This is a genomic window from Streptomyces sp. TP-A0356 (assembly GCF_001417775.1).
Lineage (GTDB): Bacteria > Actinomycetota > Actinomycetes > Streptomycetales > Streptomycetaceae > Streptomyces.
The window spans coordinates 48,695-70,057 of the sequence record NZ_BBZJ01000016.1 but is presented as its reverse complement, the minus strand read 5'-3'; the positions used below and the strand labels follow the sequence as shown (position 1 = coordinate 70,057).

Genomic DNA, 21,363 nt, shown 5'->3' with positions numbered 1-21,363 from the left:
ACGCACGACAAGGCGGGATCACCGGCGACACCCACGTGCCCGGCATCGACGAGGACGGCGCCATGCCCGACAGTGGAGATGCAGCCCACTGCTGCAGGACTCTGCAGCCCGGTGAAAGGCGGTGGGCAGGATGAGGGAGCTGCCCCTGGTCGTGGGCGTCGACGGATCGCGGTCAAGCCTTGCGGCGGTCGACTGGGCGACGGACGAAGCCGCCCGACACGGTCTGCCGCTCCGGCTGGTGTACGCCTCCCTGTGGGAACGCTACGAAGGCGTCACACCGTGGAGCAGCCCTGAACGCCCGGCCGAGAGGGTGATGGCGCAGCACATCGTCGCGTCGGCGACGGAGCGCGCGCAGCGGCGGAACCGGGATGTGAAGGTGTCCGGTGACGTGGTGCCCGACGATGCGGTCTCGGCTCTGCTGCGAGAAGGCGGCAACGCCTCCGCCCTGGTGACCGGATCCCGGGGCCGCGGCGAGCTCAAGGGGCTGCTCCTCGGCTCCGTCGGCCTGGCCGTTGCCGCTCGGGCACCCTGCCCGGTGATCGTGATCCGCGGTGACAGGGCCGGCCTGGCCGGTGCCCACGAGCGGATCCTGCTCGGTGCGGGAGACCCCGACACGAGTGGTGAGGCGGTGCGGTTCGCCTTCGGCGAGGCCGCGGCGCGCGGGTGCGTCCTTGACGTCGTACGGGCCTGGCGCCGTCCCGCGCACGCGGCCACCGACCACCGCCTGCGGGCACGGGAACCGGCGCGCGAGCTCGAGAGGCGGGCGTCCGACCTGCTCGACGTCCTGCTTCACGATGCGATGGTCGACCACCCGGGTGTGCGAGTGCGCCTTGCCACGGCGGAAGGACCCGCTCCCACGGTGCTGCTGAAGCGCTCGGCCGCCGCGGATCTCGTCGTCGTCGGAGCACACCGCCCACAGGGCCGCTTCGGCCTGCAGCTCGGCCGGGTGACTCATACGCTGCTGCACCACGCGGACTGCCCGGTCGCCGTCGTACCGCAGCGGCCGTGACCGCTTCACCGGCTGACGCCGACATCTCCGTACGCGACCTCCGGGAACCGCTCGTGGAAGGACCGCCGCAGTGACGGGCTGGACCTGGCAGTACGAGGGCTACGACCCCGCCGACGAACGCCTCAGGGAGTCCCTGTGCACCCTGGGCAACGGCTACTTCGCCACGCGCGGCGCGCTCCCCGAATGCGGCGCGGACGCCGTCCACTACCCCGGCACCTATGCGGCCGGCTGCTACGACCGGCTCACCTCGGAGGTGGCGGGACACCGGGTCGAGAACGAGGACATGGTCAACCTGCCGAACTGGCTTCCGCTGCGCTTTCGCCTCGCCGGACAGCCGTGGCTCACCCCGGACACGGACACCGTGCTCGACCACCGTCAGGTCCTGCATCTGACCTCGGGCCTGCTGGAGCGGCGTACACGGTACGGGCTCGGCGAGGGGCGCGTGCTGTCCGTGCGCCAGCGGCGCCTCGTGCACATGGCCGACCCACACCTCGCGGCCCTGCGCACCGAGTTCACGGCCGAGGGCTTCGCGGGTGAGGTGGAGGTCGAGGCCGCGCTCGACGGCGGCGTCACCAATTCCGGTGTGGCACGCTACCGAGATCTGGACGGCTGTCATCTGACCCATGTGCACACCGGTACGGCCGCCCCGGACACGGTGTGGCTGCGCTGCCGCACCCGCGCCTCGGACATCCGGATCGGCCTGGCAGCCCGTATGACCGCCGCGGCGCCCGTCATCACGCGGCACCCGCACCCTCGCGCCGTCCAACGGGTGCGCCTGCGTCTGACACCCGGGCGGACGGTCACCGTCGACAAGACCGTCGCCCTGCACACCTCCCGAGACCCGGCGATCAGCGACCCGCTGCGCGCCGCGGTCGACCGGGTGGGCGCGGCACCCGGCTTCGAGGAGCTGCTCACCTCCCACCGCACGGCCTGGGACCAGCTGTGGCGTCGGGCCGGGCTCGACGTCTCCGGGAAGGCGGGCCACGTCCTGCGGCTGCACCTCTTCCACGTACTGCAGACCCTTTCGCCGCACACCGCCGACCTCGATGTGGGCGTGCCCGCCCGTGGCCTGCACGGGGAGGCGTACCGCGGCCATGTGTTCTGGGACGAACTGTTCGTGCTGCCCTACCTCAACCTGCACCTGCCCGAGGTGTCCCGCGCCCTGCTGCTCTACCGCCACCGGCGCCTCGACCGCGCCCGCGCCGCGGCGCGCGCGATCGGCCGGCGAGGGGCGCTGTATCCGTGGCAGAGCGGCAGCGACGGACGAGAGGAGACACAGGAGCTGCACCTCAACCCGCGATCCGGGCGCTGGCTACCCGATCACTCCCGTCTCCAGCGGCACGTCGGCTCGGCCGTCGCCTACAACGTGTGGCAGTACTGCGAGGCCAGCGGCGACGCCGAGTTTCTGCACACCAAGGGCGCGGAGATGCTGCTGCAGATCGCCCGCTTCTGGGCGGACTCGGCGACCTACGACGAGCACCTCGGACGGCACCGCATCCGGGGTGTGGTCGGTCCCGACGAGTACCACGACGCCTACCCCGGCGCACCGGAGCCAGGTCTCGACGACAACGCGTACACCAACGTCACCGCCGCATGGGTGCTCGCCCGCACCCTGGAGGTGCTGGACGCCCTGCCCGAGCCCCGTCGGCGGGAACTCGTCGAGCGCACCGCGCTGGAGGGCGCCGAACGCGAACAGTGGGAGGAGGTCTCCCGCACGCTCCACGTCCCCTTTCACGACGACGTCATCAGCCAGTTCGACGGCTACGGTGACCTCGCGGAACTTGACTGGGACGGCTACCGGGCGCGGTACGGCGACATCCGGCGCCTGGACCGGATCCTGGAGGCGGAGGGCGACACCGTCAACCGCTACCGGGCGTCCAAGCAGGCCGACGTCCTGATGCTCGGCTATCTCTTCTCGCCGTCCGAACTCCGGGGCCTCTTCCGCAGGCTGGGCCTGCGTCTCGACGAGGATATCTGGCGGCGGACCGTCGACTACTACCTGCGCCGCACCAGCCACGGGTCCACGCTCAGCGGCCTCGTCCACGGCTGGGTCCTGGCCCGGGCCCGGCGGGCCGGGGCGTGGGCCTTCTGTCAGGAGGCCTTGCGGGGCGACATCGCCGATCTGCAGGGCGGCACCACGGGGGAGGGCATCCACCTCGGCGCCATGGCGGGCACCCTGGACCTCATGCAGCGCGGACTGACCGGACTGGAGACCCGGGAGGGGGCGCTGTGGCTGGACCCGGTGCCGCTGCCGGAGTTGTCGTCGTACGGGTTCTCCATCCGCTACCAGGGGCACTGGGGCGTGCGGCTGCGGCTGGAGCGCGGCCACCTGGAGATCGAGGTGCCCTCATCCGACCGTTCCCCCATCGACCTCCGGTTGCCGGACCGTGCGGTCCGCGTCCAGCCGGGGGAGACGTCCCGGCTGGCGCTTGCGGAGTGAACGCCCGTCGCGGCCGCACATGACCGCACGGGGGCGTCCGGGTCGGCCGGCGCCGGCCGACCCGGACGTCATGATCAGACGAGGTCGAACCGGTCCAGGTTCATCACCTTGACCCACGCCGCGACGAAGTCGTTCACGAACTTCTCCTTCGCGTCATCGCTCGCGTAGACCTCGGCGAGCGCGCGCAGCTCGGAGTTCGACCCGAAGACCAGGTCGGCCCGGCTGCCGGTCCACTTGACCTCACCCGCGGCGTCGCGGCCCTCGAAGGTGGTCGCGTCCTCGGACGTCGCCTTCCACGTCGTGCCCAGGTCGAGCAGGTTGACGAAGAAGTCGTTGGTCAGGGACCCGGGGGTCGTGGTGAGGACACCGAGCGGCGACTGCTGGTGGTTCGCGCCCAGGACGCGAAGCCCACCGACGAGGACCGTCATCTCGGGGGCGCTCAGGCTCAGCAGGTTCGCCCGGTCGAGCAGCAGGTACTCGGCCGGCAGCCGGTTGCCCTTCCCGAGGTAGTTGCGGAACCCGTCCGCGGTCGGCTCGAGCGCGGCGAACGACTCCGCGTCGGTGTGCTCCTCGGTCGCGTCGACGCGGCCAGGGGCGAACGGGACCTCGATGTCGTGACCGGCGTCCTTGGCGGCCTTCTCGACGGCCGCGCTGCCGCCCAGCACGATCAGGTCGGCCAGGGAGACCTTCTTGGCGCCCGAGTTGAACTCCCGCTGGATGCCCTCCAGGGTGCGCAGCACCGTCGCCAGCTGGTCGGGGTCGTTGACCTCCCAACCGCGCTGGGGCTCCAGGCGGATGCGCGCACCGTTGGCCCCGCCGCGCTTGTCGCTGGCGCGGAAGGTGGAGGCCGACGCCCACGCGGTGGAGACCAGCTGCGAGACGGTCAGGCCCGAGTCGAGGATCCTCGCCTTGAGGGAGGCGATGTCCTCGGCCCCGATGGCCTCGCCCTCAGCCGCGGGCAGCGGGTCCTGCCACAGCAGGGTCTCCTCCGGGACCTCCGGGCCGAGGTACAGCGACTTCGGACCCATGTCGCGGTGGGTCAGCTTGTACCAGGCGCGGGCGAAGGCGTCCGCGAACTCCTCGGGGTTCTCGTGGAAGCGGCGGGAGATCGGCTCGTAGATCGGGTCGAAGCGCAGCGACAGGTCGGTCGTGAGCATCGACGGGGCGATCTTCTTCGAGGAGTCGTGGGCGTGCGGGACGGTGCCCTCGCCCGCGCCGTCCTTCGGCTTCCACTGGTGGGCGCCGGCGGGGCTCTGGGTGAGCTCCCACTCGTAGCCGAAGAGGTTGTCGAAGAAGCCGTTGCTCCACTGGGTGGGCGTGGTGGTCCAGGTGACCTCCAGGCCGGAGGTGATGGCGTCCGCGCCCTTGCCGGTGCCGTAGGTGCTCTGCCAGCCGAAGCCCTGCGCCTCGATCGGGGCGGCCTCGGGGTCGGGGCCGACGTGGTCGGCCGGGCCCGCGCCGTGGGTCTTGCCGAAGGTGTGGCCGCCCGCGATCAGCGCGACCGTCTCCTCGTCGTTCATCGCCATGCGGCGGAACGTCTCGCGGATGTCGCGGGCCGCGGCGATCGGGTCCGGGTTGCCGTTCGGGCCCTCGGGGTTGACGTAGATGAGGCCCATCTGGACCGCGCCGAGCGGGTTCTCCAGCTCGCGGTCTCCGGTGTAGCGCTCGTCACCGAGCCAGGTGGTCTCGGGACCCCAGTAGACGTCCTCCTCGGACTCCCAGACGTCCTCACGACCGCCGGCGAAGCCGAAGGTCTTGAAGCCCATCGACTCCAGGGCGACGTTGCCGGCGAGGATCAGGAGGTCGGCCCACGAGATCCTCTGGCCGTACTTCTTCTTCACCGGCCACAGCAGGCGGCGGGCCTTGTCGAGGTTGCCGTTGTCCGGCCAGCTGTTGAGGGGAGCGAAGCGCTGCTGGCCGGCCCCGGCGCCACCGCGGCCGTCGCTGATCCGGTAGGTGCCGGCGCTGTGCCACGCCATCCGGATCATGAACGGGCCGTAATGGCCGAAGTCGGCCGGCCACCAGTCCTGCGAGTCCGTCAGCACCTCCGCGATGTCCCGCTTCACCGCCGGCAGGTCGAGGCTCTTGAACGCCTCGGCGTAGTCGAACTCCTCACCGAGGGGGTTCGCCACGGCGGGGTTCTTGGCCAGGATCTTCACGTTGAGCCGGTCCGGCCACCACTGGCGGTTTCCGCCGCCCTGAGTCGGGTGCGAGGCGCGCCCGTGGGCGACCGGGCAGCCACCTCCGCCCTCCGTCTTGGCGTCTACGACGATTGCCTCATGGTTCTCGGACATGTAAATCCTTCCGGACTAGGCGGATCACGGTGCTCAGGAACTGCGGGCGGTGGAACAGTCGGGGCACAGGCCCCAGTAGATGACCTCGGCCTCGTCGATCGAGAAGCCGTGGTCGTCGGACGCGGTCAGACAGGGTGCCTCGTCGACCGCGCAGTCGACGTCGGCGACTACACCGCACGACCGGCACACGACGTGATGGTGGTTGTCCCCGACGCGTCCCTCGAACCGGGCCGGGCTGCCGGCCGGTTCGATGCGGCGTATGAGTCCGGCCGCGGTGAGCGCGTGGAGGGCCTCATACACGGCTTGCACGGAGATGTGGCCTACGCGATCGCGCACCCCGGAGGCGACCCCCTCGGCGTCGAGGTGGTCACCGTCCCGGACGGTCTCCAGCAGCGCGACACGGGCGGCCGTCACCCGCAAGCCGGCACCGCGCAGCTCCTCGGCAGTGGTCGGAGCGTGGGATGCGGTCATGGCGCCGAACCTACCCCCGTAAACACGAGCAGTTCAAGAAAACGAATGAGTCGAGTTTGCTTGCCCGGGCGCGTGCCCCGAGGCCGCGCTCGCACCTGTGCCGTATCCGTAGCCGCGCTCGCACCTGTGTCGTATCCGTATGGGAGCCTCCGTCGGGACGATCCGGGTGCGTGGAGTCCTCGGTGCCGGCTCACGGGGACAGCCCGTACACGCGGCAGGCGTTGTCGCGGCCCGTCCACACGGCGATCCGTAGTGCGTCGGGCAGGCTGAGTTCGTCGGCGTCCACCCGGTCCTGGAGCAGCCCCGCCAGACCCCGTCTGAAGGCCAGGGCGCCGAGGTGGTGGAACTCGGCGATCCCATAGGCGTCGGAGCTGTGGAGGAGTTTGCGGAACGGGGTGATCTCCAGTGCCTCCTCCAGGATCGCCCGGGCGCGGACGGGGCCGACGTGGTGCAGGGTGAGTCCGAGATCGAAGTACACCTGCTCGAAGACCGTGGCCAGGTAGGCGGCCTGACGCTGGTAGGGCCAGCAGTGCAGCAGCAGGACCGGGATGGTGCCCGAGGTGAGGTGCAGCCAGTCGGTCAGACGGGTGGGGTCCACCCGGTGCATCCGGATGTCGTTGTCCCCGAAGCCGGTGTGCAGTTGAAGGGGCAGTCCGAGGTCCACCGCCGTCCAGAGCAGATGCCGTACGAGGACGGGCTCGTCCAGGCGGGGACGAGTGTGGGGCCCCTCCTCGGCCACGGCCGTCGTGCCTCCGGTTCTTCCCGAGGCCAGCCAGCGCCGGGCCGCCTCGGTGACGTCCGCGTCCGAGGGCCGGCTGGGATCCAGGTCGAATCCGGTGCGGTAGGCGGCGACGGACTTCACCGCCACCGCCCCCCGCTCCTCGATGGCCTCCCGCGCGGCGTCGGCGAACAGCGAGGCGTACTCGTCCGGCTCCACTCCCTCGGCCGCCAGGGCCTCGGCGACGGCCTCCAGGCGTACGACCTCGTATGCCACTGCCGCCGGACGCCCCGCGACGGCGGCGAGCTCGGCGGGGGTCGTGAGGCGGTCCGGCCTGTAGCCGGTGTCGACGCAGAACACATCCGTTCCCGCGTCGGCGAGGAACCTCCGGCTCACCTCGCGCCAGCCCAACTCGGCCCGCCGGGCGAGGTATTCCGTCGGGGGAGCGTGCCGTGGCAGGTCCAGCAGGGGAGCGCAATGACGGCGGATGGCGATGCCGACCGGGCTGTCGAAGGGCGTGATGCCGCTCGCGGGCCATACGTCCCCTTCGGTGATCAGCGACTGGAACGTCTCCGGAGCCAGATCGGCGGTGATGACGCCATGACAGTGGTGGTCCACGAGGGAGAGACGGGCGAGGTCCTCGTGGACCGGCCCGGTGGCGGGTGCTGCTGGGCTGTTCACGGCTGCGCGGCCTCCTGGGATGGTCGTCGGGATTCCACGTCCCGGGCGTGTCAGTACCTCCACCGGTACGCCGCGGCCACGAGCTCGTCGTCGAGCCCGGCCACGGCGGCGGTCTCCCCGAGGCGGACGGCGATGACCGCGTCCGCCAGGACCGGCCCCAATGCGGCGCGGAGCCGTTCGTCCTCCCGGAACTCCCCGACGGACTCCTCCAGCGACGTCGGCAGGCGGCGCACGCCCCGGGCCACCGCCTCCTCGGCGGTGAACCGTGCGGGATCCCCGGTGACCTCGGGGGGTAGCGGCAGGGACGCCTCCAGGCCGTCGAGCCCGGCGGCGATGAGGCAACCCAGCGCGAGATACGGGTTGGCGGCCAGGTCCACCGGCTTCACCTCCAGGTTCGCCGTCCGGCTGCGCTGCCCCGCCGTGCCGGTGATGACCCGCACCGCGGATTCGCGGGTCTCGCGCCCCCATACGGAGAACACGCCTGCCCACCGCGAAGGTTTGAGCCGTAGATAGCTCGCCGGGCTCGGGGCCGTCACCGCCGTGAGCGCGGGCAGATGGGCGAGCAGGCCGGCGGCGAACGACTCGGCCTCGGCCGTCATGCCGTACCGGCGGTCGCCTCCTGCGTGCAGATTGACCCCGTCGTGCCAGGCGGAGAGATGGACGTGCCCCCCGTTGCCGACCCCTTCCGCGCAGACGGCCGGGGCGAAGGAGACCCTGAGCCCATGGCGCTGGGACACCGCCCGGATGGTCTGCCGTACCAGCACGCTCCGGTCCGCGGCGGCCACCGGGTCGAGCGCACCCACCGAGATCTCGAACTGCCCGGCCGCGTACTCGGGATGGATCTGGTCGACGTCCACGCCCTGGGCCGCGCACGCCGCCAGCAGCTCGACGGTGTAGTCGCTCAGTTCGACCTGCCGCATGGCGCCGTAGGCCGGACCCGAGATCGCGGGGACGAACGCGTCCCCTGGCGCGGATCCCTGGCCGATGGCCCATTCGATCTCGATGGCCGCCTTGAAGGTGATGCCGTGGTGCCGGGCGACGTCCGTGACGACACGGCGCAGGAAGGTGCGGCTGCACGCCGGGTGCCGTTCGCCCTCCTGGGTGATCCGGTCGACCGGGGCCCATGCCCAGCCGGGCTGTCCGGCCAGGACCGCCAGCTGGTCGAGGTCGGGATACAGACGGAGATCACCGTCCGGCGAGCCCAGCACGTCGGTGGAGACGATCGAGTCGTTCGCCAGGAAGGTGTCGAACACCGGCGACATCCCCACGCCCCAGGCTGCCGCCGACGCGAGCCGAGCCGTCGGGACGGTTTTGACCCGGCCGATGCCCGCGGTGTCGACGTACGCCAGAACGATGCCGTGCACGCCTCGCTCCGACAGCTCCGCACCCAGCGCGGTGGCCCGCTCGACGTCACCGGGACGCCCGCCGGGGACGGGGTCGGCAAGCGTGGTCATGGGGCCTCCTCGGCGGGTCGCGGCCCGGCGTCTGCGCAGCCGAAGGCGGGCTCCGCGGTCATGCGGGCGGTGTATCCGGCCAGGATCGCGCACAACGCCGGGCCTGAGGCGGTCGGCCACGCCGCTGCCGCAGGTGGCCTTACGTGTTGTCCGCGCCGGTTGTCGCCTCGCGTACGCCTCGGCGAGGAGCGCTGCCCGGTTCCTGGGCAGGGCCGGAACCCGGCCAAGCACTACCGGCCGGTCTCCTGGGGGTCCGCCGGGTCCGAGCGGAGCGCCCCGGCTCATGCAGGCGCGCCGGCCGATAATCATCGAGAGACCCGAACGATTGGCACAGGGGAGGTGAGTCGCCGATGTTCGACCTGCACCGGCTGCGCCTGCTGCGCGAGCTCAAGCACCGCGGCACGCTCGCGGCGGTGGCCGCCGCCCTGTCCTACAGCCCCTCCACCGTCTCCCAGCAGCTGTCCCTGCTGGAGTCGGAAGTCGGTGTCCCCCTGCTGGAGCCGGTGGGCCGGCGGGTGCGGCTCACGGAGCAGGCCGAGATCCTGGTCGAGCACGCCGAGGCGGTATTGCGGCGGCTGGAGCAGGCCGAGGCGGACATCGCCGCCTCGCTGGCCGAACTCACCGGCACGCTGCGCATCGCGACCTTCCAGACGGCCGCGCTCGCTCTCGTGCCGACCGCGCTGACCCTGCTGCGCGACGCTCACCCCCGACTGCGGATCCACGTCACCCAGACCGAACCGGAACTAGCGCTTCCTGCGCTCCTCGCCCGCGACTTCGACCTGGTCATCGCCGAGGAGTACCCCGGCAACCCCAATCCCCGGCCCGCTGGGATCGAGCGCGAGGAGCTGTGCGAGGACCCCCTGCGACTGGCTCGAGCGAAGCCCGCCGGCCCGGTGGACAGGGCCGGGCCGCGGGAGGCCCTGCGGGCCCTGGCCGAACATCCGTGGGTCATGGAGCCCGAGGGCACGGCCGCCCGTCACTGGGCCATGACCCTGTGCCGAGGCGCCGGCTTCGAACCCGACGTCCGCTTCGAATCCACCGACCTCCTGCTCCACCAGCGGCTGGTCGAGCAGGGACACGCCGCCGCGTTCCTCCCGGACCTCGTGTGGTGCGGTCAGCCGCCGACGATCTCCCTGATGCCCCTTCCCCGCGGTCGGCGGAGCCGGAAGATCTTCACCGCCGTACGTCGCGGTCGCAGCGACCACCCCGCCATCCGTGCCTGCCGGCTGGCTCTGCGTCAGGCCACCGGGCCGAGCGTCGACGCGGAGGGCGGGGCCACGCCCTGACCGTCTCCTCGGCGTCCCCACTGCCGGTGGTGGGTCAGACCGGCAGAAGGCGGGTGATCAGTGCGCCGAGCCGCCGGGCGTTGTGGCTCTCGTGCATCTCGACGAGCTCGGCGGAGGAGGGCGCGGCGCAGTCACCGGTGCCGCACTGGGGGCGCGGCTCGGGATTCAGAGCTCCGAACAGAATGAGCCGGGCGCCCACCGTATCGTCGGCGGCGCCGCGCACGGACTCGGCGTGCGCTGTGGGGCCTGGTGCCGCACCGGGGAAGCGATTCGGCCGGAAACCCGCAAGGCTCTTGACGAGGTAAGTCTCATGACGCAACTCTGTGGCGAGACCCCTGGGCGGCGAGGAGGCCGGAGACGGTGGAGTGGACGGGCGCGTTGTACGCGGACAAGCCGACGGTCGAGGTGAAGACCTGGATCGGCGCCACCCCGGAACGGGTGTGGCAGCTGGTCTCGGACGTCGAGCTGATGCCGAGCATGAGCGAGGAGCTGCGGTCGGTCGAGTGGCTCGACGGAGTCACTCGGCCCGCTGTCGGCGCCAGGTTCGTCGGTCGCAGCAGGCATGAGTCGTTCGGCGAGTGGGCGACGACTTCGCACGTCATCGAATGCGAACCCGGGCGCGCGTTCGCCTGGGCCGTCGAGGACCCGGACCGACCCAGTGCTGTCTGGCGATTCCGGCTGGAGCCCAAGGACGGTGGGACCGAGCTGTCGCAGTGGATGCAGATGGGCCCGGGCCGCTCCGGTCTGTCCTCCGCGATCGACGCCATGCCGGAGAAGGAGCAGAAGATCGTGTTCGTGCGTATGCGTGAGTTCGAGCGCGGCATGACCGTCACGCTCCAGCACATCAAGAAGCTGGCGGAGGCGTGATGCGGAGCGCGACGACCGTGGAAGCGGCGGGCCTCGACTCCTGGTCGCGGCAGGCGGACTTCGTCGTCGAGGCGGAGAAGCTGGGCCTCGACATCTGCTGGGTGGCCGAGGCATGGGGCTCGGACGCCCCGTCAGCCCTCGGCTTCTACGCGGCACGGACCGAGCGGATGCTGTTGGGCTCCGGCGTGATGCAGGTCGGCACGCGCACTCCGGTGGCCCTCGCCCAGACGGCGATCACCTTGTCCAACCTGTCCGGTGGACGCTTCCTGCTCGGCCTGGGACCCTCCGGACCCCAGGTGATGGAGGGTCTGCACGGTGTGCCGTTCGCCCGCCCGCTGGCGCGTGTCCGCGAAACCGTGGAGATCGTGCGGCAGGTGGTGGCGGGCGAGAAGATCTCCTACTCGGGCACCGAGTTCCGGATCCCGCTGCCCGGCGGGGAAGCGGTGCCCATGCGGCTCTCCATGCGGGCCGAGCATCCGATTCCGGTCTACCTGGCCGCCCTGTCGCCGGCCATGCTCCGGCTGACCGGACAGGTCGCGGACGGCTGGCTCGGCACCAGCTTCGTGCCCGAAGGCGCGGCGGACGCCTACTTCGCCCCGCTGGAAGAGGGACTGGCCCGCGGTGGGCGCAGCCGCGCCGACTTCGACGTCTGCCAGGGCGCGGAAGTGTCCTTCGCGCCGGACGAGGAGGCGCTGAGCGCCATGGTCGCCGGACGCAGGAAGGAACTCGCCTTCAGTCTCGGCGGTATGGGTTCCGCGTCGACCAACTTCTACAACCGGGCCTACAGCCGGCAGGGCTGGGCCGAAGTGGCCGCGGAAGTGCGTGAGCGCTGGCAGGCGGGCGACCGGGACGGCGCGGCCGGCCTCGTCACCGACGAGATGGTGCTGGCCACCACGCTCATCGGAACCGAGGACATGGTGCGCCGGCGACTGCGTGTGTGGCACGACGCGGGTGTGGACACCGTCCGTCTCTATCCGGCCGGGGAGACGATGGAGGACAAGCTCGAAACGCTGGGCAGGGCCATCGAGTTGGTCCGCGAAGTCGGTGGTGGGTCGTGAGTCCCGCGCGTCCTTCGTTCGCTGACTGGCCGTGCTCGATCGCACGGACCGTCGACCTGCTGGGCGATATGTGGAGCCCCCTGGTCCTGCGGGAGGCGTTCTACGGCAGCCGCCGATTCGACCAGTTCCAGCAGGACTTGGGCATCGCCCGCAACACACTGGCCGGCCGGCTGCGCCGCCTGGTCGAAGAGGGGCTGATGGAGAAGCGGCTCTACGAGACCGAGCCGCCCCGTCACGAGTACCTGCTGACGGAGAAGGGCCGGGACTTCTTCCCCGTGCTCGCCGCGATGTCACGTTGGGGAGACCGATGGCTCGCGGGGGAGGAGGGCGCCCCGGTCACCCTCCACCACGACGCGTGCGAGCACGATGCCCATGCGGAGGTGGTCTGCTCCGTGTGCGGGGAGCCGATGCGCTCCGAGGACACCTCCGTGCGGATGGGCCCCGGGTACCCGGAGCGGCTCAGGCAGCGGCCGGATGTCCGGCGTCGCTTCGCCCGCTGACCGGTGCCCGCGCGTCAGAGATTGGTGAGCTGTTCGCCCTTGCGGTCCTGGAGCGTGTGGTCCACGCACACCGCGAGGATGATCAGCAGCGTTGCGTCCGGCTCGCTCAGCACGTCGATCGCGTAGGCGTTGCGGATGCTGAACCAGCGGCGCGAGACATGGGCCAGGGTGCGGCCGTCGTAGTGGATGTCGAATTCGCGGTCCCAGACGTTTCCGGCTATGCGCAGCCGCCGCCCGTCCCTGAGGGTGGCTTTGAAGTGGTCCCCGAAGATCCGGAAGGCCCGCTTGCTGATCCGGCCCACCACCTCGCCGTCCTGCTTGATCAGGATCGTGTGGTGGAGCGTGAGGGCCTTCTTGACGATGCTGGCGACCCGATTGCCCTCGCTGTCGACGAAGTCGAACGTGGTCCGCAGCCGGAGCAGTCTGCGGTCGACCTTGAACAGCTTCTCCCGATGCTCGGTCTCGACCCAGGCTTCCTCGTGGAACGCCAGCATGCGATCGCGTACCAGATAACGCATGGACAACCCCGTCCAGATCGTTCAGTTCCCGGGCGGCGCGCCGTCATGACGGACGCCCGGCGGGGAGATACGAAGAATCTCAGCGGGAATAATAGTTGCGTCCTTGCGCAAGAGAGCAACCGCATGGGCGTCTGAGACAGGTACGTGGCCAGGGGAGGCATGAGTGGACGTGACATCTCGGCGGAAGCGTCGGCGGAGGGGCCGTGGTGCGGCCGTACTTCTGGGGCTGCTGCTCGGATCGGTGCTCGCGGTGACACCGGCCGTCGCACAGAGCGGCGAACGAGCGGTGTACGGCCACCGGCAGCCGACGGCAGTGGGCAGCTCCGTGCGTGCCGACGGGGCCCAGTCCGTCACTACGGCCGAGGCCGCCCGTGTCCGGCACACCACCTCGACGCATCGAGTCGCGGCGGCTCAGGTGCGCAAGGAGAAGGCCAAGAAGAAGGCCGGGTTCTTCAAGAAGTTCGGCATCTTCCTGCTGGTCGTCGTGATCGTCGTGATCCTCTTCGTGATCCTGCTCATCTGGCTCCTGGTGCGCGCCGTCCGGCGGTTCTTCGGCCGACGCCGCGTCTGAACGGCCTCGCGCGGTGGATCCGGACCCGACATGGCAGAGTCATGCCATGCGCACCTCAATGTCTGGCCGCCGTGGCATCTTCGCCGTGACGACTCTGCTTCTGGTGGCCGCCATGTCTCTCGATGCCTGCGGTCACCAGCGCGCCACGAACTCCACGGCCAAAGCCGCCACCAGCCCACCGAGCGGCGCCGCCCTCGCGACCGGGGGCGCCTCACCGTACGTGGAGCCGGGAGCCGGAGAGGGCGCTCCGCACTACAACGACAACAACGGCTACCGCCGCGCGGGCGACATGTCTCCCGCGCATGCGAAGGACGCGCAGAGGGAAGCCGAGCGCATCAAGCCGGTGCTCGAGCGGCTGTGGGAAGAGAGGAAGTGGGACCCCGCCACGGTGCGCACGGCACTGCTCCGGCTCGGCTACCAGGAAGATCGGACCGGGGCGAACGGGGAGCGGCACGGCGGGGTGCTGAGCGTCCGCGCGATGGACTCGCGTTACCAGGACGGCCACTACGTCACGCCCGAGGGAGCGCTGGTCGGTCTTCGCGTCCATCGCGACGCCTGCGTCACGGCGTTCGTGCAGAAGACGAACTACCAGGTGGAGGCCAACGGCCCGTTTCCGGAGACGGGGTGCTTCGAGCCGCCTTACGGCCACTGAGAGCTCCGAACGCACCGCCCTGATCCGCGTGCCGTCACGGGCCCCCGAAGTGCAAGATCACCCTTCTTGAGGAAGTATCGGAAGGGGTGGTCTGCGATGTCGATGGGCAGCACGGACCGGCCGTCGGCTCCCACGGAACCGGGGGCACGGTACGTCACTGGGCCGGGGGTTTCCGTCCGCGACTGGGGACTGCTGCTCATCAGGCTGACCTTCGGGCTGCTGATGGCCGGGCACGGTTCCCAGAAGCTGTTCGGGATCTTCGGGGGCCCGGGTCTGACGGCCACCGGCAAGGCTTTCGACACTCTCGGCTTCCACCCTGGAAAGGTCTTCGCCGTGATCTGTGGTCTCTCCGAGTTCCTCGGCGGCCTGGGTCTGGCTCTCGGACTGCTCACCCCGCTCGCGGCCGCGGCCCTCATCGGCGTGATGATCAATGCCATGGTGACCGTCACCGGCGCCGACGGTCTGTGGATCCAGGACGGCGGAGTGGAGTACAACGTGGGCATCGCCGTCGTCGCCCTCGCCATCGCCGCCATCGGTCCAGGCAGGCTGGCCATCGACCGGTTCTTCCGCTGGGGCGCGGGCGGCTGGGCCGAAGCCGCCGTCGCCCTCGTCCTCGGCGGCATCGGCGCCGCGATCACGCTCAGCCTTTGAACCGCCCCTTGAACCAGCTTGACCAGCCCTTGGACCGGAAGACCACCTCTGAATGGTCTCTCGCACGCCCCTCCCCGAAAGGCATCCGCCCCTGCCCCCGCGTTCTGCGGGCGGACGCCCGGTTTCCGGCGGATGGGTGCACATTGGAGACATGCACGTGGGGCAGCCTGCCCGATTCCGGCAGCCATGGCGCTCGAGTCATGCTCTGGTGGCGATACCCGTCGGGCTGATCCTGGTGATCACCCTGGTGGACATCCACTCGCCGACATACGTCCACCTCGGCCCCCTGCTCGTCATAGCGCCCGCCATCACCGCCTCGTTCGGCGGCGCCCGGCTGACCGGACTGATCGGGGCACTGGCGGTGGGAGCGCAGCTCGCCATCGCGGTGCTGCACGGCGGTCTGTCCACCACGAACCACATCGCGCAGCTCGTGGCGCTGACGATCCTCTCCGTCTTCGTCATGTTCGTCTGCCTCATACGTGACCGGCGCACGGAGGAGCTGGCCCAGGTGCGGTCGGTCTCCGAAGCCGCGCAGCGCGCCCTGCTGCGCCCGCTGCCCCACCGCCTGGGTCCCCTGCACATCGCATCCACGTACCTGGCCGCGGAGAAGGAGGCATGTATCGGCGGTGACCTGTACGCGGTCGCCCGCATCGGCAGCGGTACGCGTGTGATCATCGCCGATGTCAGGGGGAAGGGGCTGGGCGCGATCGGGGAGGCCGCCACGCTGCTGGGCGCGTTCCAGGAGGCCGCCCACCACCACGCCACGCTGCCCGCCCTCGCCCAAGCCCTGGACCGCAGCGTCTGCCGCTACCACACCCAGATCCCCGAAAGCGACGAGGAGGCGCAGGAGCACTTCGTCACCGCGCTGATGCTGGAGATCCCCGACCACGCCCCCATGGCCCAGGTGACCCACTGCGGGCACCCACCGCCCCTGCTGATCCGGCATGGTGAGGTGTTGAAGGTCGCGAATGCGCACCCGGCGCCTCCGCTGGGCATCGGCGGACTGGCGACGGACGCCTACGGCTCGTATGCGTTCACCTTCCAGGTCGGCGACACCCTCCTCCTCTACACCGACGGCATCGTGGAGGCGCGCGACCGCGACCACACCTTCTACCCGCTGGAGGAGCGAGTCGCCCTGTGGACCAGGTGCAGCCCCGACACGCTCGTCCACCGCATCCAACGGGACCTGCTGACCTACGCCGACGGGGCTCTCGGCGACGACGCGGCCGTCGTCGCGATCCACCGCACCCACCTACCGCACGCCGGCCACATGGTCCATCCGGAGACCGCCGGGCCGGGGGCGTGAGCGGCCGCCGGGAGAGCGGTACCACCATGAGCGCGTCCTTGCGCCGGGTCGGTTCGGGTGCCACCGGCGGTCGTCCCCGCCGAGGCTGATGAGCCCGGCGGGCTGGGCTGTCAGCTGTGCTCTCGGGGGTGGTCGGCACAAGGGGCGGCGCACGGGCCGGTGTTGGGGCCGACGCCGCCCGCCGGCCGCCGTACGGGAGCCACATGCCTGGAGGCTCGCCCGGCACACCGACGACGTCGAAGAGGGCTTGGGCACGTGCCGGGGCCGTTTCGTCGGCACCGTCGACCGGCGCGCGTACGGGCCCGGGTCCTGAGCGCGGCGCGTACGGCAGCGACATCCACGACGCGGTCGCCGCCGCCCCCGTCGTGGCCCGGTTCACCTCCCCGCACTTGAGCCTGGGTACCCGGAGGACGGCCGGTACGTGGCCGTCCACTCGTGCCACCGGCGCGCCCGGGGGCGCCGCCTGCCCGTCCAGGACGTGCCGCCTCGGCCTTGGACGACTATGAAAGAAGGAAGCAGAGCGTCCGCCACCACGGCACGTGCTGGCACCGAGCGGGAGAGGGAGACGGCGCATGGGTACGGCGGACTCCTCCGGGCCGGGCGGCCGGCCAGTGGCCGCTCCCGCCGCGCCGCCCAGCGGCCTGCTCGATCTGCTGAACGTCGCCGCGGTGGTGCTGGACGCGAACGGACGCGTGGTGTTCTGGAGCCCTCAGGCAGAGGAGCTGTTCGGCTACGCCCCTGAGGAGGCGCTGGGCCAGTTCGCGGCGCGGCTGCTGGTCCATGAGGAGCACTGGGACGAGGTGATCAAGCTGTTCGCCGAGGTCATGGAATCCGGCGCCGACTGGGCCGGGGCCTTCCCGATCCGGCACAAGGGCGGAAGCACCCGCATGGTGGAGTTCCGCAACATGCGGCTGCTGGACGACCGCGGTGACACCTACGCCCTGGGCCTCGCCGTGGACCAGGGGACCGTGGAGGAGGTCGAGCGGGATGTCGCACTGTCCACGCGGCTGGTGTCCCAGTCTCCGATCGGGCTGGCCATCCTGGACCCCGACCTGCGGTACCTGACCGTGAATCCCGCCCTGGAGCGCATGCACGGCCTGCCCGCCGCCGAGCACATCGGCCGACGGGTCAGCGAGGTGCTGACCTTCATGGACACCGAGGCCGTCGAGGAGCGGCTGCGTCATGTGCTGGAGACCGGGGAACCGCTCTTCGACCGGCACGTCGTCGGTCGGACCGCCGCGGACCCGGACCACGAGCATGCCTGGGCCGTCTCGTACTACCGGCTGGAGGATTCCGCCGGGCGGGTGCTCGGCGTGGCCCATTCCGTCATCGACGTCACTGAACGTCACCAGGCCGCCCTCGAGGCCGCACAGGCACGGCACCGGCTGGCCCTGATCGCCAGGGCCTCCGCCGCCATCGGTACGACCCTCGACGTGGCACAGACGGCCCGCGAGCTTGCCGACGTCGTCGTACCCGACCTGGCCGATGTGGCCGCCGTCCATGTACTCGACAGCGCCCTCCACGGCCGGACGGCACCGAACGAGGGCGCAGCCCGCTTCCGTGTCGCCGCCGTCATGGCGGCGGACCCCGCGGACGCGGCCCGCGCGGCCGACCCGCCCGGGGAACTGGCGACCTACGACAGCGACCGCCTGGTCACTCAATGCGTGCATTCACGCGAGCCCGTCCTGGTGGCGCACACCACTCCCGGGGATCTGCGGCGCATCGCCCGCGATGACGAGGCCGCCTCCCTCCTCGCGGCGGCCGGGGTGCACTCCTACCTGGCCGTACCGCTCGTGGCCCGCGGTGAAGTCCTGGGCGCCGTGGACCTCAAACGGACCAGCAACCCCAAGCCCTTCAACCACGACGATGTGCTCCTCGCCTGCGAGCTGGCCGCCCGCGCCGCGGTGTGCATCGACAACGCCCGCTGGTACCAGAGCGTGCGCAACACCGCCCTCACCCTCCAGCGCAGCCTGCTGCCCGAGCCCCCGTCGCACCTGCCCGGTTTGGAGATCGCCTGCCGCTACCAGCCCGCCGGCGCCGCCATCGAGATCGGCGGGGACTGGTTCGACGCCATACCCCTCCCCGGGGACAAGAGCGCCCTGGTCGTCGGGGACGTCATGGGCAGCGGCATCAGGGCCGCCGCCACCATGGGCCAGCTCCGCAGCGCCACCCGCGCCTTCGCCCATCTGGACCTCGCCCCCGCAGAGGTCCTCCGGCACCTCGATCACCTGACCGAGGACGTCGAGCAGACCATCGCCACCTGCGTCTACTGCGTCTACGATCCGCACCGTGGCCAGTGCCACATCAGCCTCGCGGGCCACCTGCCGCCGGCCCTGGTGCGGCCCGGCCGGTCGGCGGAGCTGCTCGATCTGCCCACCGGCGTGCCGCTGGGCGTCGGCGGAGCCCCCTTCGAGACCACCACCATCGACTTCCGCCCCGGCGACCAGATCGCCCTGTACACCGACGGTCTGGTCGAAACCCGGAACGAGCCCATCGACGCCCGCCTGAACACCCTCCTCGACGCCCTCACCGCCACCCGCGCCCAGGATCTGGGAGAAACGTGCGACCGCGTCCTGGACGCCCTCCGGCCGCCCGGCGGCGAGGACGACGTCGCCCTGCTCATCGCCCGGGCCCAGCCCCATGGCCACGGCGCGGGCATCGGGTGAACTCCGGCTGCGCAACCGGCTTCTGTCCCCGGGAGTGCCGCCCCACTACCCGGACGCTTCGCTGGGGGCCTTCGCGAACTGCTCGATGATGGTGCGGCAGAAGGCCGGCAGGTCGGCGGGGGAGCGGCTGGAGACGAACTGGCCGTCGACGACGACTTCCTCGTCGACCACTTCGGCTCCCGCGTTGCGCAGGTCGGTGCGTATGCTCGGCCAGGAGGTCAGCCGACGTCCGCGTACGGCGTCGGCTTCCACGAGGGTCCACGGGCCGTGGCAGATGGCGGCGATCGGTTTCCCGCTGGCGACGAACGCCTTCACGAACCCGACGGCGTCCTTGTTCATACGGAGCTGGTCGGGGTTCATGGTGCCGCCCGGCAGCAGAAGGGCGTCGTAGTCCTCCGCCGAGGCGTCGGCCACGAGCCGGTCCACGGGGAAGGTACCCGCGGGGTTCAGGTCGAACTGCCGGGCCTGGATCTCACCGGGGTGGATGGAGAGGATCTCGCTCTGGGCGCCGGCCCCGTAGAGTGCCCCGCGGGGCTGCTCAAGCTCCACCCGCTCCACTCCATCGGTGGCCAGGATTGCGACCTTCCGGTCGCGCAACGCTTGTGCCATGGCGGTTGACCAGCCTTTCTGTTGAACGGGGAACAGGCAGGCACGCGACCGAGCGGAACAGGCACACGACCGTGAGTGGTCCGGTTGGCCGGAGCTCCGGTCGGCGGGCGTCGAGGCGCTTGCCGGGTGCTGCCCAGGTCAGAGGCCGGAGCGTATGCGTCCGCTGCACGGCGCGAATGGCCGCACCGGCCTTGGCATTTCCACCCTCCCACCCCCGAAACGAATGTCAACCGCAGCCCGCCCCGCGGCGGCACGGACTCGGGAGGCCCTCGCCGCCGGGCACAACTGGCCTTCGTAGCGCTTGACGCACCCGAAGTGTGAGTGGTTGCATACTCATATGCAGACGGAACGCCCCCGCCAGTTGTCCACCGCCGAGGAGCGTCGCGAAACGGTGCTGCGCACCGCGATCGGCGCCTTCGCCGCCCGTGGCTACTTCGGCACCACCACGACCGAGGTCGCCAAGGCGGCCGGCATCTCCCAGGCGTACGTGTACCGGCTCTTCCCCAACAAGGAACTGCTGTTCGTCGCCGTCGTCGAGCACTGCTTCGTACAGGTGCGAGCCAGTCTGGAACGGGCGGCCGCCGAGGCGAAGGGGAGCTCTCCCGAGGTGGTGCTGGAGGCCATGGGTGACTCCTATGCCAAGCTGATCAGCAACAACGACCTCATGCTGATCCAGCTGCACGCCCAGGCCGCGGCCGTCTCCGAGCCGGCCGTGCGTGAGGCCGTCCGGCAGGGCTACGCCCGCCTGGTGGAGTACGTGCGTGGCGCCTCGGGCGGCAGTGAGCAGCAGGTCCAGGACTTCTTCGCCCGGGGCATGCTGTGTCATCTCATCGTCTCGATGGGTGCCGACGAGGTGGACGCTCCCTGGACGCGGACCCTGTCGGCGGGCATCACCCACTACTGAACGGGGCCGGTGCGCCGGATCGGCGGCGGGGCGCCGCGTCGTCGCGCGCATCTGCGCGACAGCGACGCCCGGCCCTCTCTTGGAGCGCTAGTGTGAGTGGTTGACCACGCACGAGGGTGCCTGGTGGAGGAGCTGTACGCGCGTGGTGCGAGCAAGGTCTACGCCACGGCCCGTGACCCCCGCACGGTGACGCACCCGGACGCCGTCGCGCTCGCGCTGGAGGTCACCGACGAGGCCTCGGTGGCCGCCGTCGCCGAGCAGCCCGGGACGTCACCGTCCTGATCAACAACGCGGGCGTCTCGACCGGCGCGCGCTTCCTCGACTCGGAGATCGGCGACATCCGTGTGGTCACAGATCAACAGTCTGCGTCTGGAGCTGGCCCCCGCGGTATTCAGGTCACCGGGCTCCACATGGCGTATGTGGACACCGACATGACGTCCGGCATCGACGCACCCAAGTCCAGCGCTCGGGACATCGTCGCCGCCGCTCTCGACGGCGTCGAGGCGGGTGCGTACGAGGTTCTCGGTGACGACGTCACCCGCTGGGTGAAGGACGCGCTGTCCGGTGAAGTGGCGGCCATGTACCAGCAGTTGGCGCAGTAGCGCGGGCAGCTCGTGGAGGAGGACGGGAGGCGGGTCGTGAGGGTGCCAATCCTCCGGGTGCCGCGTGGGGAGCAAGGGGCCGCACCGCATCCCTCCCTCGGAAACC

19 protein-coding genes and 1 pseudogene are annotated in these 21,363 nt (G+C 70.9%); 13 read left to right on the top strand and 7 right to left on the bottom strand.

Translation table 11 applies throughout. The features are described 5' to 3' along the window. Positions 1-130: 130 nt before the first annotated feature. Both ASC56_RS11125 and ASC56_RS11120 read left to right on the top strand, forming a co-directional pair. Positions 131-1,009, top strand: a complete 879-nt coding sequence (locus ASC56_RS11125; protein WP_055491154.1) for a universal stress protein — start codon at positions 131-133, stop codon at positions 1,007-1,009. 70 nt (positions 1,010-1,079) lie between these two features. Next, positions 1,080-3,449, top strand: a complete 2,370-nt coding sequence (locus tag ASC56_RS11120) for a glycoside hydrolase family 65 protein (protein WP_055491153.1) — start codon at positions 1,080-1,082, stop codon at positions 3,447-3,449. Positions 3,450-3,523: 74 nt separating this feature from the next. Here the strand turns inward: ASC56_RS11120 and katG are convergent, their stop codons facing one another. The 4 genes from katG to ASC56_RS11100 all read right to left on the bottom strand — a co-directional run bounded on the left by katG (position 3,524) and on the right by ASC56_RS11100 (position 9,067). Further along, entirely contained in the window at positions 3,524-5,743 is a 2,220-nt protein-coding gene (gene katG, locus ASC56_RS11115; RefSeq protein WP_055491152.1) for a catalase/peroxidase HPI, read from the bottom strand. A gap of 33 nt (positions 5,744-5,776) precedes the next feature. Then, complete coding sequence (locus ASC56_RS11110; RefSeq protein ID WP_055491151.1) at positions 5,777-6,214, bottom strand: Fur family transcriptional regulator; 438 nt, start codon at positions 6,212-6,214, stop codon at positions 5,777-5,779. A 190-nt stretch (positions 6,215-6,404) separates the two neighbouring features. Beyond that, complete coding sequence (locus ASC56_RS11105; protein WP_055491150.1) at positions 6,405-7,613, bottom strand: amidohydrolase family protein; 1,209 nt, start codon at positions 7,611-7,613, stop codon at positions 6,405-6,407. 50 nt (positions 7,614-7,663) lie between these two features. After that, positions 7,664-9,067 carry a glutamine synthetase family protein gene (locus ASC56_RS11100; protein WP_055491149.1) on the bottom strand — a complete coding sequence of 468 codons (1,404 nt, stop codon included), beginning with the start codon at positions 9,065-9,067 and terminating at the stop codon, positions 7,664-7,666. Between the two features lie 350 nt (positions 9,068-9,417). Here ASC56_RS11100 and ASC56_RS11095 point away from each other — a divergent pair, with 350 nt between their 5' ends. After that, a complete protein-coding gene (locus ASC56_RS11095; RefSeq protein ID WP_055491148.1) occupies positions 9,418-10,353 on the top strand; it encodes a LysR substrate-binding domain-containing protein in 936 nt (311 codons plus the stop codon). Between the two features lie 34 nt (positions 10,354-10,387). Here the strand turns inward: ASC56_RS11095 and ASC56_RS11090 are convergent, their stop codons facing one another. Then, complete coding sequence (locus ASC56_RS11090; protein ID WP_055491147.1) at positions 10,388-10,576, bottom strand: hypothetical protein; 189 nt, start codon at positions 10,574-10,576, stop codon at positions 10,388-10,390. Positions 10,577-10,713: 137 nt separating this feature from the next. Here ASC56_RS11090 and ASC56_RS11085 point away from each other — a divergent pair, with 137 nt between their 5' ends. From ASC56_RS11085 to ASC56_RS11075, 3 genes are all read left to right on the top strand, one after another. Next, complete coding sequence (locus tag ASC56_RS11085; RefSeq protein ID WP_055491146.1) at positions 10,714-11,220, top strand: SRPBCC family protein; 507 nt, start codon at positions 10,714-10,716, stop codon at positions 11,218-11,220. After that, positions 11,220-12,278 carry an LLM class flavin-dependent oxidoreductase gene (locus ASC56_RS11080; RefSeq protein WP_055491145.1) on the top strand — a complete coding sequence of 353 codons (1,059 nt, stop codon included), beginning with the start codon at positions 11,220-11,222 and terminating at the stop codon, positions 12,276-12,278. Before ASC56_RS11085 ends, ASC56_RS11080 begins: the two co-directional genes overlap by 1 nt. A gap of 68 nt (positions 12,279-12,346) precedes the next feature. Next, a complete protein-coding gene (locus ASC56_RS11075) occupies positions 12,347-12,778 on the top strand; it encodes a helix-turn-helix domain-containing protein (protein WP_079102437.1) in 432 nt (143 codons plus the stop codon). A 14-nt stretch (positions 12,779-12,792) separates the two neighbouring features. On the opposite strand, the gene ASC56_RS11070 is transcribed toward ASC56_RS11075, so the two are convergent. Beyond that, positions 12,793-13,296, bottom strand: a complete 504-nt coding sequence (locus tag ASC56_RS11070; protein WP_055491143.1) for an LURP-one-related/scramblase family protein — start codon at positions 13,294-13,296, stop codon at positions 12,793-12,795. A 169-nt stretch (positions 13,297-13,465) separates the two neighbouring features. Between ASC56_RS11070 and ASC56_RS11065 the strand changes: the two genes are divergently transcribed. The 5 genes from ASC56_RS11065 (at position 13,466) to ASC56_RS11045 (ending at position 19,142) form a co-directional block, all read left to right on the top strand. Further along, complete coding sequence (locus ASC56_RS11065; RefSeq protein ID WP_234376927.1) at positions 13,466-13,867, top strand: hypothetical protein; 402 nt, start codon at positions 13,466-13,468, stop codon at positions 13,865-13,867. 85 nt (positions 13,868-13,952) lie between these two features. Continuing rightward, positions 13,953-14,519: a hypothetical protein gene (locus ASC56_RS11060; RefSeq protein WP_234376926.1), complete on the top strand. Its 567-nt coding sequence runs from the start codon at positions 13,953-13,955 to the stop codon at positions 14,517-14,519. 102 nt (positions 14,520-14,621) lie between these two features. Continuing rightward, a complete protein-coding gene (locus tag ASC56_RS11055; RefSeq protein WP_079102470.1) occupies positions 14,622-15,170 on the top strand; it encodes a DoxX family protein in 549 nt (182 codons plus the stop codon). Between the two features lie 208 nt (positions 15,171-15,378). Further along, entirely contained in the window at positions 15,379-16,476 is a 1,098-nt protein-coding gene (locus ASC56_RS11050; protein WP_234376925.1) for a PP2C family protein-serine/threonine phosphatase, read from the top strand. A gap of 572 nt (positions 16,477-17,048) precedes the next feature. Beyond that, on the top strand, positions 17,049-19,142 hold the full coding sequence (locus ASC56_RS11045) for a SpoIIE family protein phosphatase (protein ID WP_055491139.1): 2,094 nt from the start codon (positions 17,049-17,051) through the stop codon (positions 19,140-19,142). A 45-nt stretch (positions 19,143-19,187) separates the two neighbouring features. Here the strand turns inward: ASC56_RS11045 and ASC56_RS11040 are convergent, their stop codons facing one another. Continuing rightward, positions 19,188-19,751 (bottom strand): type 1 glutamine amidotransferase domain-containing protein, encoded by a 564-nt coding sequence (locus tag ASC56_RS11040; RefSeq protein WP_055491138.1) that lies wholly within the window; start codon positions 19,749-19,751, stop codon positions 19,188-19,190. A gap of 337 nt (positions 19,752-20,088) precedes the next feature. Here ASC56_RS11040 and ASC56_RS11035 point away from each other — a divergent pair, with 337 nt between their 5' ends. Both ASC56_RS11035 and ASC56_RS11030 read left to right on the top strand, forming a co-directional pair. After that, complete coding sequence (locus ASC56_RS11035; protein WP_055491137.1) at positions 20,089-20,655, top strand: TetR/AcrR family transcriptional regulator; 567 nt, start codon at positions 20,089-20,091, stop codon at positions 20,653-20,655. 96 nt (positions 20,656-20,751) lie between these two features. After that, positions 20,752-21,257: pseudogene (locus tag ASC56_RS11030) on the top strand (short-chain dehydrogenase). Positions 21,258-21,363: the final 106 nt, after the last annotated feature.

Coding starts and splice junctions, on each gene's coding strand:
- ASC56_RS11125 (WP_055491154.1), top strand. CDS start 131: ATGAGGGAGCTGCCCCTGGTCGTGGGCGTCGACGGATCGCGGTCAAGC.
- katG (WP_055491152.1), bottom strand. CDS start 5,743: ATGTCCGAGAACCATGAGGCAATCGTCGTAGACGCCAAGACGGAGGGC.
- ASC56_RS11110 (WP_055491151.1), bottom strand. CDS start 6,214: ATGACCGCATCCCACGCTCCGACCACTGCCGAGGAGCTGCGCGGTGCC.
- ASC56_RS11100 (WP_055491149.1), bottom strand. CDS start 9,067: ATGACCACGCTTGCCGACCCCGTCCCCGGCGGGCGTCCCGGTGACGTC.
- ASC56_RS11095 (WP_055491148.1), top strand. CDS start 9,418: ATGTTCGACCTGCACCGGCTGCGCCTGCTGCGCGAGCTCAAGCACCGC.
- ASC56_RS11080 (WP_055491145.1), top strand. CDS start 11,220: ATGCGGAGCGCGACGACCGTGGAAGCGGCGGGCCTCGACTCCTGGTCG.
- ASC56_RS11075 (WP_079102437.1), top strand. CDS start 12,347: ATGTGGAGCCCCCTGGTCCTGCGGGAGGCGTTCTACGGCAGCCGCCGA.
- ASC56_RS11070 (WP_055491143.1), bottom strand. CDS start 13,296: ATGCGTTATCTGGTACGCGATCGCATGCTGGCGTTCCACGAGGAAGCC.
- ASC56_RS11055 (WP_079102470.1), top strand. CDS start 14,622: ATGGGCAGCACGGACCGGCCGTCGGCTCCCACGGAACCGGGGGCACGG.
- ASC56_RS11045 (WP_055491139.1), top strand. CDS start 17,049: ATGGGTACGGCGGACTCCTCCGGGCCGGGCGGCCGGCCAGTGGCCGCT.
- ASC56_RS11040 (WP_055491138.1), bottom strand. CDS start 19,751: ATGGCACAAGCGTTGCGCGACCGGAAGGTCGCAATCCTGGCCACCGAT.
- ASC56_RS11035 (WP_055491137.1), top strand. CDS start 20,089: ATGCAGACGGAACGCCCCCGCCAGTTGTCCACCGCCGAGGAGCGTCGC.